10 protein-coding genes are annotated in these 13,293 nt (G+C 70.4%); 6 read left to right on the top strand and 4 right to left on the bottom strand.

The features are described 5' to 3' along the window. From AC6CCG_RS22655 to AC6CCG_RS22640, 4 genes are read left to right on the top strand one after another with little or no spacing between them, the layout of a single operon-like run. On the top strand, positions 1-633 hold the full coding sequence (locus tag AC6CCG_RS22655; RefSeq protein WP_496656956.1) for a YesL family protein: 633 nt from the start codon (positions 1-3) through the stop codon (positions 631-633). Between the two features lie 37 nt (positions 634-670). Beyond that, a complete protein-coding gene (locus AC6CCG_RS22650; protein ID WP_496656955.1) occupies positions 671-3,064 on the top strand; it encodes a glycoside hydrolase family 2 TIM barrel-domain containing protein in 2,394 nt (797 codons plus the stop codon). Continuing rightward, a complete protein-coding gene (locus AC6CCG_RS22645; RefSeq protein WP_496656954.1) occupies positions 3,061-4,272 on the top strand; it encodes an ROK family protein in 1,212 nt (403 codons plus the stop codon). The genes AC6CCG_RS22650 and AC6CCG_RS22645 overlap by 4 nt, the downstream gene beginning before the upstream one ends. A gap of 36 nt (positions 4,273-4,308) precedes the next feature. Beyond that, a complete protein-coding gene (locus AC6CCG_RS22640; protein WP_496656953.1) occupies positions 4,309-4,959 on the top strand; it encodes a hypothetical protein in 651 nt (216 codons plus the stop codon). A gap of 678 nt (positions 4,960-5,637) precedes the next feature. On the opposite strand, the gene AC6CCG_RS22635 is transcribed toward AC6CCG_RS22640, so the two are convergent. From AC6CCG_RS22635 to AC6CCG_RS22620, 4 genes are read right to left on the bottom strand one after another with little or no spacing between them, the layout of a single operon-like run. Then, positions 5,638-6,132: a SixA phosphatase family protein gene (locus AC6CCG_RS22635; RefSeq protein ID WP_496656952.1), complete on the bottom strand. Its 495-nt coding sequence runs from the start codon at positions 6,130-6,132 to the stop codon at positions 5,638-5,640. A 9-nt stretch (positions 6,133-6,141) separates the two neighbouring features. Continuing rightward, complete coding sequence (locus AC6CCG_RS22630; RefSeq protein ID WP_496656951.1) at positions 6,142-8,367, bottom strand: FAD-dependent oxidoreductase; 2,226 nt, start codon at positions 8,365-8,367, stop codon at positions 6,142-6,144. A 2-nt stretch (positions 8,368-8,369) separates the two neighbouring features. Beyond that, complete coding sequence (locus AC6CCG_RS22625; RefSeq protein ID WP_496656950.1) at positions 8,370-9,227, bottom strand: MurR/RpiR family transcriptional regulator; 858 nt, start codon at positions 9,225-9,227, stop codon at positions 8,370-8,372. A gap of 2 nt (positions 9,228-9,229) precedes the next feature. Next, positions 9,230-10,615: a hypothetical protein gene (locus AC6CCG_RS22620; protein WP_496656949.1), complete on the bottom strand. Its 1,386-nt coding sequence runs from the start codon at positions 10,613-10,615 to the stop codon at positions 9,230-9,232. Between the two features lie 152 nt (positions 10,616-10,767). Here AC6CCG_RS22620 and AC6CCG_RS22615 point away from each other — a divergent pair, with 152 nt between their 5' ends. After that, positions 10,768-11,760 carry an acyltransferase domain-containing protein gene (locus tag AC6CCG_RS22615; RefSeq protein ID WP_496656948.1) on the top strand — a complete coding sequence of 331 codons (993 nt, stop codon included), beginning with the start codon at positions 10,768-10,770 and terminating at the stop codon, positions 11,758-11,760. A gap of 37 nt (positions 11,761-11,797) precedes the next feature. Then, a complete protein-coding gene (locus AC6CCG_RS22610; RefSeq protein ID WP_496656947.1) occupies positions 11,798-13,261 on the top strand; it encodes a GuaB1 family IMP dehydrogenase-related protein in 1,464 nt (487 codons plus the stop codon). Positions 13,262-13,293 lie beyond the last annotated feature (32 nt).

Genomic DNA, 13,293 nt, shown 5'->3' with positions numbered 1-13,293 from the left:
GTGATCACGATCTTCAGCGAGAACTCGCCGGCCATGCGGTTCCTGTCGAAGCTGGCCGACCTGATGGTGCTGAACCTGTTGTTCGTCGCGACCTCGCTGCCGCTGGTCACCCTGGGTGCCTCCCTGACCGCCCTGAACGCGACGGCGATCAGCCTGGTCACCGGCCGGTCCGACTCGGTGCCGAGGACGTACCTCGCTGCGTTCCGGAGCAACCTCCGCCAGGGCACGCTGCTCGGCCTGATCGCGCTGGGGCTCGTCGCGGTGGTGGCGGCCTGGTACGTCGTCGTCGACCGGGCCGAACTGGACGCGCTGGTCCGGCTCGGCCTGTTCGCCGCCGTCCTGCTGCTGGCCTACCGGGTGGTCGGGACGGTGATCTTCATGTTCCCGTACCAGGCGACGTTCTCCGACCCGCTCGGCCGCGTGATCAACAACGCCCGGCGGATGTCGGCCCGGCACCCGCTGGCCGCGCTCGCCGTCCTCGCGGTGACCGTGCTCCCGATCATCGTCGGCATCTACTACCCGCAGGTCTTCGGGTGGGGCATCGTCTGGCTGGCCTTCGGATTCTCGGGGATCGCGTTCGTCAACGCCGTCGTGCTGGTCAACGTCTTCAAGAAGTACGGGCTCGAGGGCTGACGCCGACTTCCCCGCGCCGTACAACGAAAGGGATCGCATGCGCAGCACCGCCATCGAGGCCTGGTCCTTCCTCCCCGCGGACGACCCGGACGCCTGGAAGCGTAACGCCGACGAGTCCGGCTTCCGACCCGTCACGGTCCCGCACGACTGGGCCGTCGAGTACCCGTTCGACGTGTCGTGCTCCAGCGGCACCGGCTATCTGCCGGGCGGTGTCGGCTGGTACCGGACTCGCTGCTCGATCGGCACGCTGGGACTGCGGGAGGCCGCAGCAGTTCGCCTGGTCTTCCACGGGGTCTACAAGAACGCGCAGGTGTGGGTGAACGGCTACCACCTGGGCGGCCGGCCGTCCGGGCACGCCGAGTTCTCGTTCGACCTGACCGAGATCATCGGCTACGCGCCGGACGACGACCTGGTGATCAGTGTCCGGGTCGATCATCGCGACCTGGCGGATTCCCGGTGGTACAACGGCTCCGGGCTCACCCGCAGGGTCGTGCTGGAGACCCATGAGGCGGTCTCGGTCGCCCATCACGGGACCATGATCACCACTCGCAGCGCGACGCCGGACCTGGCCGAGGTCGAGGTGGTCCAGCGGCTGGAGAATCACACCGACACCGATCGGCAGGTCGTGGTGACGCACCGGCTGGAGCCAACGCGCCCTGAGCCTGTCGAAGGGCCGAGCCGGACCGCGCCCAGCCCTTCGACAGGACCAGGGCACGAAATCACGGTGCCTGCGCGCGGCACGGTCGAGCTGTCCACGCAGCTCCAGGTCAGCGACCCGTTGCTCTGGTCGGATGATCATCCGCACCTGTACCGCCTGGTCACCATGATCGACGGCGAGAGCAGGCACGAGCTGGTGTCCGGGCTCCGCACCATCGCCTTCGACCCGGACCAGGGGTTCATGATCAACGGCGAGCGGAGGGTGCTGCGCGGGGTGTGCCTGCACGAGGATGCCGGCCCGCTGGGAGTCGCCGTGCCGGCCGAGGTGTGGCTGCGGCGGCTGCTGCTGCTCAAGGAGGGCGGCTGCAACGCGGTCCGGATGGCGCACAATCCGCACGCCCCGGAGCTGTACGAGCTGTGCGACCTGCTCGGGCTCTACGTGATCGACGAGGCGTTCGACGAGTGGGAGAACCCGAAGAACAAGTGGTGGCAGGGCCACAACGTGTACCCGCCGAAGCACCAGGGCTACGCGCACGACTTCCCGGAGTGGCACGTTCGTGATCTTGAGGCGATGGTCGACGCGCACCGGCATCATCCGTCGGTGATCGCCTGGAGCATCGGCAACGAGGTCGACTATCCCAACGACCCGTACGCCAGCCCGAAGTTCCTCGAGATGACCGGCAACAACGACGCCAACAAGCCGGCCGCCGAGCGTGCCTACGATCCGAACCGGCCCGACATCCGGCGGCTGACCACGATCGCCGACGAGCTGATCATGATCGTCAAGGCCCGCGACACCAGCCGGCCGGTGACGTTCGCCGCGGCGTTTCCAGAACTGTCCAGCACGACCGGGCTGCTCGAGCGACTCGACCTGATCGGCTACAACTACAAGGAACACCTCTATGCCGATGATCATCGCCGGTTCCCCGACCAGCCGTTCGTCGGGAGCGAGACATCGCACACCTACGCGGCGTGGCGGCACGTCGCCGACCAGGAGTTCGTCGCCGGCCAGTTCCTCTGGACCGGGATCGACTACCTCGGCGAGACGCCCGGTTGGCCCAGCCACGGCTCGGCAGCCGGCCTGCTGACGACGGCCGGTTTCCCGAAGGAACGTTGGCACCTGCGGCGCAGCTGGTGGTCCGAGGAGCCGATGGTCCGGCTGGCGGTCCGCCCGGTCGGGTCGGCGGACGACCGGAGCCTCACTCGCCGGTGGGTGCCGGGCGCCGAACTCGAGGTGGCCTGCTTCACCAACGCCGACAAGGCGAGCGTCAGTTGCGGCGCCGAGCCGGTCGAGCTGGTCTTCGACGCCGAGCTCGGGTACTGGCGGGGAACGGTCGCCCCGGGGAGCAACAGCCTCGTCGCCGAGGCGCGCGTGGGCGAAACGACGGTGCGCGACGCGCTGACCCTGGGGGCGGAGCCGGCCGCGCTGGTGGCCGACGTCTGGACCGTGCCCGGGGCCTGGCGGGCGGGGCTCGATCGCATCGCCGGCGACGGCGCCGACGTACACCAGCTCGAATGCCGGGTCGTCGATCAGGACGGACGGCTCGCGCAGGGCGAGGTCATGATCACCGCAGCGGTGGACGGCGGCGACCTGCTGGGCCTGGACAACGGCGACCTCTCCGACACGACGCCGTACCGTGCCGACCACCGGTCGACCTCGGATGGCATGCTCATCGCGTACGTACGCGGAGACGGTGCCACGGTGACACTGCGAGCGACCGGGCTGCCCGACCTCGTCCTCCGGGTACCGGAGAGGAGGACTCGGCCGACGTGAGTACGCGTTCAGCGAGCGACATCCGCAACGAGAGCCGGTTCGCCGTGCTCCGCCAGCTGCTGACCTCCGGCATGGCGACCCGGCAACAGCTCGCAGTGGCGACGACGCTCAGCACGGCGACCGTGGCGAACGTCGTCGCGGAGCTGCAGGACGCCGGCCTCGTGCACGTGGTCGGCAAGGGCGCCTCGATCGGCCGGCCGTCCTCGAAGCTGGCGATCAACAACGAACCGCTGCGGCTGCTCGGCGTCGACGTCGCCGAGACGTACGCCACCGCCGCGCTCTACTCGCTGTCGCTGGACCATCTGGACGAGCACACCGAACCCCTCGACGACTCCGACAACCAGCCGGCCACGGTGGTCGCCGGCGTCGCGGCCGCCGTGCGTGGCGTGCTCGCCCGGGCCGAGGTCAGCCCGGACCGGGTCGGCGGCATCGGCATCTCGGTGCCCGGTCAGGTCATGCCCGGCACCGGAGTCTCGGTCTTCGCCCCGAACTGGGACTGGCACCAGGTGAACCTGCGCGACCAGCTCGAGGCGAAACTCGAACTCGACGTGGGCGTGCACCTGGACAACCCGCTGAAGGCGGTGACCGTCGCGGCGCTGTGGCTCGGCAACGGGCCGGCCACCGACACGATGGTCGTGGTCAACCTCGGCACCGGGGTCGGGGCGGGCATCGCGATCGCCGGCCGGCTGGTCCGCGGCACCTGCAACAACGCCGGCGAGTGGGGCCACACCACGCTGATCCAGGACGGGCGGCCGTGCCGGTGCGGCCGTCGCGGCTGTGTCGAGGCGTACGTCGGCGTACCCGGAATGCAGGCGACCCTCGGCGAGCTGGCGCCCGGCCATCCCGCCGTGGCGCTGCACCAGGACGCGTTCATCGCGGCCGTCGCGGCCGGGCTCCAGGCCGACGACCCGACCATGGCCGAGCTGCTCGACCGGACCTGTGCCTCGCTGGCGTACGGGCTCGGCGACGTGATCAACCTGCTCAACCCGGACCGGATCATGCTCTGCGGCTGGATGTTCCAGGCGCTGCGGCCCTGGATCATGCCCCGGCTGACCGACCTGGTCGGCGCGCAGGCCCTGGAGGCGTCGCTGGACGTGGTGAGCATCCAGCCGCTCGAGATCGGCCGGAACCCGGTGACCGCGGGCATGGCGATCTTCGCGCTCGAGGACGTGCTGGCCCGGCGCGGCCTGCCCAGCCGGGTCGTCTGACCGGAACCGTTCCGCCGGCGGCGGTGTATCCGGGGCATGAACGGCTTGATTCGGGTCGGCTTGATCCTGATGGGTGTGCTGGCGGCGGGGCTCCTGGCGGCGAGTCCGGCCGCGGCCGGCGGGCCGACCAGCCTGTTGATCGTCAACCCGGCCAACGCGCGGACCAGTTCGGCGTACACGGGTGATGCCCGCTACGAACGCCTGGCCGGCTTGGTCGGCATCGACACGGGTGCCGGGGTTGAGCAGCCGGCGGCCGGCGAGTCGCCGCCGGGCGGTCTCGAGACCGGCTTCGGCAACGAGATCCGGCTGACCTGGCTGATCCACGACATGTCCGTCTGGCGGGTCGACCGGATCTACCTCACCGAGGACGCGGCCTGGATCAACACCAGCCAGGGCTGGGAAGGCGAACCGAAGCGGGAGGCCTGGCACCGGGCCGCCGAGCCGGAGAAGCTACGAGCCGCACTGGCCGAGACCGGCGTCCTGCGCCCCGCCTCCCCCAGGCCGACACCTGAGGAATCGACGTCGCCGCCGGCCGCCGGAGCCGTCGCCGCGAGCACCGGCGGCCCACCGGCGTCGCTCACCGGAGCCCTGTTCGGCCTCCTCGGGCTCGGCATCGGCGTGGCCGGAACCCTGCTCCTCCGGCAGCTCCGCCGCCCGCGCCCCGAGCGGATCGTCCTGAACGGCTGACCGATGCGCCGGCTGCTCGCCGCGTCCGTGATCTTGATAGCCCTGACACCTTCGCTCGCGTACGGGAGCGGGATTCCCGATCGCCGGGTACGCCCTCGGCGGTGCGCTGGCCGGCGTCGTGATCATGATGGCCGCGCCGCTCCCACGAACCGTGAAGCGTTCCCGGTGATCCCCGTCCCCCGGCCCTCGAACCGCCCCGACGCCACCCACCGAAGATCATCCGGCCGGCTCCCCCGCCGCCATCGAGGCACGTCCGCCCCGGCACGGGAGCGCCCACCGCCAGACACCCCACCCCGACACCGCGCCCCCGGTGCGGGAGCATCAGCTGTCGCGCGAACCGGTCGGCCGCGCCGACCGCCTACTCTCGGCCGCCCTCATCGAGTGGACAGTTGACCGCGATCCGGGCCTTCGAATCACGTCGTGATCGCAACACCTCTAGTCGTGGAGGTGTGTGATGGTTCGTGGGACGAGGCCGACGGTTCCGGTTGTGGTGCAGCGCGTGTTCTGGCCCGGCGGCGTCGTGGCAACCAGCCGGCCCGGACGGGGCCGACCGGATCACCGACGGTGACGGTTCCGACCCTTGCGGCGCGCCCCACGGTCGGAAACGTCACAGTCGACGCATTGCGGCCGCGACGCCGGCGGGGTCGTGCCGAACGTGGGGGCAGGTGCCGTGGCGGTTCAGGGGAGACGGAGCAGGGTGAGGCGGGCGGTGGTGAGGTCGGACCAGGGCTCGGCGAATTCGAGGACGGCCAGGGTGGCGGGCGGGTAGCGGCGGTCGAGGGTGACCAGGGAGCCCGGGTCGGAGGAGGCCGGGTCGGCGAGGTCGCGGACCGCACCGGGGACGGCCGGCGAGTGACCGATCATCAGGGCGGTCCGGACGTCCTCCTCCAGCAGGCGTACGGACTCCAGGATCGTGTCGCTGCCGCCGGAGTAGAGCGAGTCGGAGAACTCGGCGGGCGCCGGCAGGCCGAGGCCGTCCAGCGTCTGCCGCGTCCGTACGGCCGTCGAACAGAGCACCCGGTCGACCGTCACACCCTGCTCGCGCAACCACGCGCCGACCTCGGCCGCCTCCCGGCTGCCCTGCTCGGTCAGCCGGCGGTCCCGGTCGGTGTACCCGGGCCGGAAGTCCTCGGTCGTCGCGTGGCGCAACAGCAGCAGCCGGCGGTTGATCATGGATCGACCCTAGTACGCCCGGACCGCGATCACGTGCGCCCGTGGGGCCCCGTTCGTCGCCGTGATCACCAGGCGCAGCCCGGTCAGCTCGGTGTCGGCCGGCAACGGATGGTTGCGCCGCCGGCGCCGGTTCTCGGTGACCTCGGTCAGCGTCGTCCAGGCGCCGTCGACCAGACCCTCCAGCCGGTAGTCGCGCACCAGGCCGGGCAGCACGTCGAACGGGGTCCGGTGGTGGTGCAGGTTGATCAGGTCCTCCTCCACCTCGTCGTCGAAGATGATCACGACCTCGCCGACCCGCCGAGCCTCCGGCCAGGACAGTTCCAGCCAGGGTTCCTGATCATGATCGAGCGGCTCGGAGACCCACATCCGCGGACCGCCGTAGGGTCGCGCGTACTCGCCGATCACCCGCTCCGGTGCGTACGCCGTCGTCGGCTCGGCCAGCCGCAGGCAGATCCCGGACCGGTGCCACAGGTACTTCCAGGACCGCCACTGCTCGGTGTAGACCTCGTCCGGGCCGGGCTCCCGGTGCCGGAAGAAGATCATCCCCGGCTCCGCCTGATCACTGAGATGCAGCGCCAGGTCGGCATTGTCGTTGATCACCAAGAACCCGTTCTGCGGCTGGTCCGGCTGCCAGTCGAACGGCAGCGTGACCCACTGCTTCTCGCCGGCCGGGATCGCCACCTCGACCCGCTGCACCTGCTCGGCCGGTACGTAGTTCTGCGGCTGACCGGCCCGATGCAGTTCGGCGACGACGGAGGTGTCCCGGGTCGCGTCGACCAACACCTCGACCTCGCCCAGCCGCGGCCAGACCGGAACGATCATGGCGATCGGGTCGGTCAGCGGGTGCGTCCCGGAGGACACCTCGACCGCGATCCGGCGCAGCGTCGAGGACGCCGACACGGTGGCAGCCAGCGCAAGATCGGCCGGGTCGTCGTTGATCACGCCGAGGGTCGAGGCGTCGCTGCGGACCAGCGCACGGTGCACCTCGGGCAGGTGCCGGGCGACCAGTTCCCGCGGGGTCACGCCGAGCTCGTGGGCCAGCGCGGCCGCGGTCCCGGCCGCCTCGCCGCCCACCGCGCAGGTGGCCATCACCCGCGTGGTGCCGAACGCGACGTGGCTGGCGCTGATGTTGCGCCCGGCCATCCACAGGTTCCGTACGTTCGCGGAATAGAAGCTGCGCAAGGGAATGTGGTAGTTGCCGTCGGAGAACCAGTGCCGCGATCCGGCCTCGGTGGCATACATGCCGCCGGGCGGATGCAGATCGATCGACCAGCCACCGAAGGTCACCCGGTCGTCGAAAAAGGTCTGCTCCAACACGTCGTGCTGGGTCAGCACATGATCACCGACGAACCGCCGGTACTCCCGCTTGCCCGGCACCGAGCCGATCCATTCCAGGGTGAGGTTCTCGGCCTCGAACTTGCCGGAGTTCTTGATGTAGTCCCAGATCCCGTACACCGCGGCCTGCAGCTCGTCGCGGATCCGCTCGTTGTCGTCGACGACGTCCAGCTCGCCACCCCACTCGATCCACCAGTACGCGCAGCCGTTCAACTCGGTCTTGATCACCCGACGCTCGGGAATCGACGTGGTCGTGATGTCCAGTGCGAACGGCGGCGGCACGTACTTCACCGGATGGCCGACATCCTTGGTGTAGAAGAGAATCGTGCTGCCCAGCGTGTTGCTGTCCGGCACCTCCGGCGCCCACGACTCGCCGAACTCCGATCGCGGTTCCCGTCCGGTACGGTAACGGGCGCCGGCCAGGAACCCGACCAGCCCGTCACCGGAGCAGTCCAGGAACACGTCCGCGGTGAACGTGATCTCGCGCTCCGACCCCATCTGCCAGCCGGTCACCGAGGTGATCACGCGGTCCGCCTCCGGGCCGGTGGCCGCGACGGTGCGGACGTCGGTGTTGAGGAACAGGTCGATCCTGTCCTCCGCCCGGACCGCCTCCAGGATCGTCAGATCCCAGTAGTACGGGTTGCCGTCGGGGTTGCGGAACTGGTTCTCCACGAACAGCTCGCCCATGATCCCGGTCTCCCGGGCGAAATGCTGTGACCCGTGCGCCGTGGCGCCGCAGACCCACACCCGCACCTCGCTCGACGAGTTGCCGCCGAGCACCGGCCGGTTCTGGATCAGCGCCACCTGCTTGCCGGCCCGGGCCGCGGCGATCGCGGCGCAGACGCCGGCCAGGCCACCCCCGACCACCACGATGTCGTACGCGAGCTGTTCGGTCCTCATGATCACTCCTGATCGCCTTCGTCTTCTTGATCCACTGCATGGAACGGCATCCCCAGCGAGTCCGGGGTCCGTTGCGCCACCAGGACGAAGATCAGTCCGGCGGCGAGCGTGTCGGTGGCACGTCCGGCGAAGTAGCCGGTCCAGTCGGGACCGTCCCGGATCCCGGTGTCGATCACCAGCTCGGCCCGTCGCGCCATCGTCGACGAGGTCGCGCCGGTGATCACGGCGGCGGTGGCGCCGGATTCCGCAGCCAGGCTGAGGAAGCGGACGCCGTCACGGTGCTCCCCGGACCGGGAGATCGCCAGCGCGACGTCCCCGGGCCCGAGCAGCCGGGCTGCGACCAGGGCCTCCTGGTAACCGCGGTGGAACCAGGCCGGCCGGCCGATCCGGAGCAGCCGGATCTGCAACTCCTCGGCCGGGATGGCGTCGCCCCATTCGCCGAAGATCGCGATCCGGCCGGCGTCGACGATCAGGTCGGCGAGCCGGCCGGCCACGTCGAGGTCGATCGCGGCGACCGCCGCCCGGAGCGCCTGGGCATGGGTCCCGGCCAGGACGTCGAGCACCCGTCCGGGCGGGTCGGTCGGCGTGATCGTGGTGCCGATGTCGGCCTCCCAGCCGGCCTGCAGATCGCGGCCGTGGTCGGTCGCGATCGCGGCCCGCAACGCCGGGAATCCTTCGTAGCCGAGCGCCGCCGCCAGCCGGGTCAGGGTGGCCGGCGAGGTCTCCGCGGCGGCGGCCAGGCTGGTGATCGAGCTCCGCCCGGCCAGGTCCGGCTGTTCCAGGATCAACTCGGCGACCCGGCGGGACGCCCCGGCCAGCTCCGGCAGCAGGTCCTTGATCGACTTCAACGGTGCGTCCATGATCAGCTGTAGAAGAACTGTCCGCTGACGGTCGCGTCCAGATCGCTGACCAGCCGCACCCAGTGGGCCGAGAATCCCTGCGGGAACACGTGGGTGACGGTCCGGCCCGGATCCACCTCGATCGAGGCGTACGTCCCGTACCGCCCGTGGCCGTGGAAGTCGATCTCGATGGTCACCGTGATGGCCAGCTTGCCGTGGTTCTCCAGGTGCACGCACTTCCCGTCGAATCCCGTCATCAGGTACGGATCCGACGGCACGCCGCCGATCACCGGCTCGATCCACCACGGTCCGCCCCAGCCGGCCGGCTTGCCGTACGACCAGAGATCGTCGATCTTGCCGAACCAGAGGTTGGACTGCGGCTCGGCGGTGGTCGGACTGAGCCCGTGGCTGGGCGAGGCGCTGTCCGTCCCGGTGACCAGCATCCCTTGCCAGGAACAGAAATCGCCGAGCACCGCGAGATGGGTGGAGATCGGCCGGACGCCCCAGACCCGGCCGCCGTACGCCCACGGCGACAGCTCGTAGTACATCCCGTGATGGTCCATCAGCAGCCGTTCGTGCTCGACCTCGCGGATCCGCGGCCACTCGGTCTGCCACTTGTGGTCGAAACAGTGCGACGCCTTCGGCAGCCGGTACCGGGTCCAGCGATCATCGGCCTCGGTGTAGACCTCCAGGATCGCCGATGCGGCGTCCCAACCGGTGGCGAAGATCGTGCCGCCGAACTCGTGCCGGCCGCCGATCCCGGTGAACGGCTTCTGCTCGATGATCTTCCACGCGGTCCCGTCGAACTCGGCGAGCCGGCCGCGGGAACGTTCGCCGGCCCACTCCTCCTCCGCGTACTCGTTGGAGCAGACCACCAGCCGGCCGAAGCTCGTGTAACAGTCCTTGTAGTGCACCTTGAACTCGCCCTCGGTGCCCAGTTCCTCGTTCAGGTCCCAGACCTGGTTGGCAGTCCGTTCGAGCAGGTCGAGCTCGAAGACCTCGCCCTCCATCGCGAGCACGTACACCTTGCGGTCGGGCTCGGTCAGGTGCCGCGACGTGCCACAGAGCCGGTGCGGGCGGAGTTCCTCGATCGTGGTGATCTTGTGTTCGGGATCGATCAGGTGCGGACCGATGATCAAGGTCGAGGTCGGGAAGTGGACGAACCGGTTGGTGTAGGTGCCGTCGACACCCAGCGTCTCCGGCACCACCTCCTGGGTCAGGTCGGCCGAGATCTGGCGCAGGCTGACCCCGGCGCCGCTGCCGGCCTTGTGCGAGTTGTAGTTCTGGACGTAGAGCTTGCCGTTCCAGGGCATCAGGGCACCGATGCCGATCTCGCTGCGCGGCGGCCCGAAGTCGCCGACCTGGGCGAGGGAGGGATAGATGCCGGACACGGACAGTGGTGGGTTCATGGCGGGCCCCTGAGTCTGACGACGTTCACTGCACGATTGCAATAAATTATCCCCGACCACGCCGGTGTCCAGCCATGATCGTAAATTCTTTTCACCTGGTGGACGGTGACCACGTCCTAGGCTTCTCAGTCCGCCCCGGAAAGGACCGCCCGATGCCCGACGCCCTGGACCGACTGCCCGCCGAGGAACGCGACTGGCTGACCTCGATCCCGCTCGCGGAGAACCTGCCGCCGGTGCCGGAGCGGGCCGGCCTGCTGCAGGTCCTGGCCGACCTCGGCGTGCCGCACGTCGACCTGGACCGGCTGCTGCGGCTGCGCCCCGCGCTGAACCACGACGCTCGGGTACGGGAGCTGGTCGACCGCCTGCTCAGCGCCCTGCTGACCGGCCTCGGAGGTCCGGCCGGGCTGGGCCGCGAGCCCGATCTCGGCGACCCCGGCGAGGAGCTGCTCGCCTACTGGCCGGTGTACGCGTTCGCGGCGATGGCGGCCGAGACCCGCCGCTGGCACGCCGGCCGGGGCATCGACGAGGCGACCACCCGGCAGACCCTGGCCGACCTTGGCCGTCAGCTGACCCATCACCGGCGCCGCCTCGGACGCGGCGGCCTGACCGACAATCTCGGCTGGCTGGCGCACCACTTCCAGGGCCGGCTCCACCAACTGGGCCGGTTGCAGTTCGAGCTGGCGCCGCTGGGCCGGACCACGAGCGCGGAGATCCGCTCCGCCGGCGTCGAGGCCGAGCCCGGCGAGCCCGTCCTGGCCGTACACCTGCCGGACTACTGCGGCCCGATCGACGAGCGCTCCTGTACGGAGTCGTTCCGGGCCGCGCTGGACTTCTTCCCGCGCCACTTCCCCGACCACCCGGCCCGGTTCTTCACCTGCCACTCGTGGCTGCTCGACCCGCAGTTCGCCGAGCAGCTGCCGCAGTCCAACATCGCCGCGTTCCAGCGTCGGTTCAGCATCACCCAGCGCCGGAACCGGCAGGACGACGAGGGACCGTTCCTGTTCGTCTTCGGCACCCGGGACGTCGCCGGCCGGGCCCGGCTGCCGCGGCACAGCTCACTGCAGCGGGCCGTCATCGACCAGCTCGATCGCGGCGGCCACTGGTACCTGGGCGCCGGCTGGCGACCGTTCACGGCCGACGCCTGATCCCACGGCTGGGCCGAACGGGGTGCCGCGGGGGACAATGAGGCTCGTGCGCTTCCTGAAGACTCCCCCGGCCCACGACCTCACGTACAGCGACGTGTTCATGGTGCCGAACCGCTCCGCGATCACGTCCCGACTGGACGTCGACCTGGCCAGCACCGACGGCGTCGGCACCACCCTGCCGATCGTGGTGGCCAACATGACGGCGATCTCCGGCCGCCGGATGGCCGAGACGGTCGCCCGCCGCGGCGGGGTCGCGATCATCCCGCAGGACATCCCGACCGATGTCGTCGGCGAGACGATCGGCAAGGTCAAGGGCTCCCATCCGGTCTTCGACACCCCGATCTCGGTGACCCCGCACACCACGGTGGGCGAGGCGATGTCGCTGCTCGGCAAGCGCGCGCACGGCGTCGTCGTGGTGGTCGAGGACGGCCGCCCGCTGGGTACGGTGAGCGAGGCCGACGCGTCCGGCGTGGACCGGTTCGCCCAGGTGCACGAGGTGATGTCGGACGACCTGGCGATCGTGTCGCCGGACACGTCGCCGGAAGCGATCTTCGACGCCCTCACCGCGCGGCACCTGCACGTCGCGCTGGTGGTCGACCAGGACCGGCTGCTCGGCGTGATGACCCGCCGGCACGCGATCCGGTCCACGCTCTACCGACCGGCCCTGGACGCCGACGGGAAGTTGATCATCGGTGCCGCGGTCGGCATCAACGGCGATGTCGCCGGCCGAGCCGAGTCACTGCTCAGCTCAGGCGTCGACGTCCTGGTGATCGACACCGCGCACGGCCACCAGGAGAAGATGATCACGTCACTGAAGGCGGTCCGCGAGGTTCGGGACCGGCTGGCCGAGGCCGGCGGTCGCCGGATTCCCTTGGTGGCGGGCAATGTGGTCTCCGCCGACGGAGTGGCTGATCTCATCGACGGCGGCGCCGACGTGATCAAGGTCGGCGTCGGTCCGGGCGCCATGTGCACCACCCGGATGATGACCGGCGTCGGCCGGCCGCAGTTCAGCGCGGTGCTCGAGTGCGCCGAGGCGGCCCGTGGGGCCGGCCGGGCGATCTGGGCCGACGGCGGGGTCCGCTACCCGCGCGACGTCGCGCTGGCCCTGGCGGCCGGGGCCGGCAGCGTCATGATCGGGTCCTGGTTCGCGGGGACGTACGAGAGCACCGGCAACCTGCTCGCCGACGCCGAGGGCCGGATGTACAAGGAGTCGTACGGCATGGCCAGCGCCCGCGCCGTGAAGCTGCGGACCCGCACCCAGAGCGGGTTCGAGCGGGCCCGGGCTGGGCTGTTCGAGGAGGGCATCTCCTCGTCCCGGATGTACCTCGACCCGGAGCGGCCGAGCGTCGAGGACCTGATCGATTCGATCGTGGCCGGCGTCCGCAGCTCCTGCACGTATGCCGGCGCCTCGTCGCTGGAGGAGTTCCACCGACTGGCCACGGTCGGCGTCCAGTCCAGCTCCGGCTACGAGGAAGGCCGCCCGCTGCACGCGTCCTGGTGACGTGCTCGAGTCAACGTGGAAACCACCGCCGC

The organism is Microlunatus sp. YIM B11417 (assembly GCF_059617205.1).
This window is presented reverse-complemented; position numbering and strand designations above follow the sequence as displayed.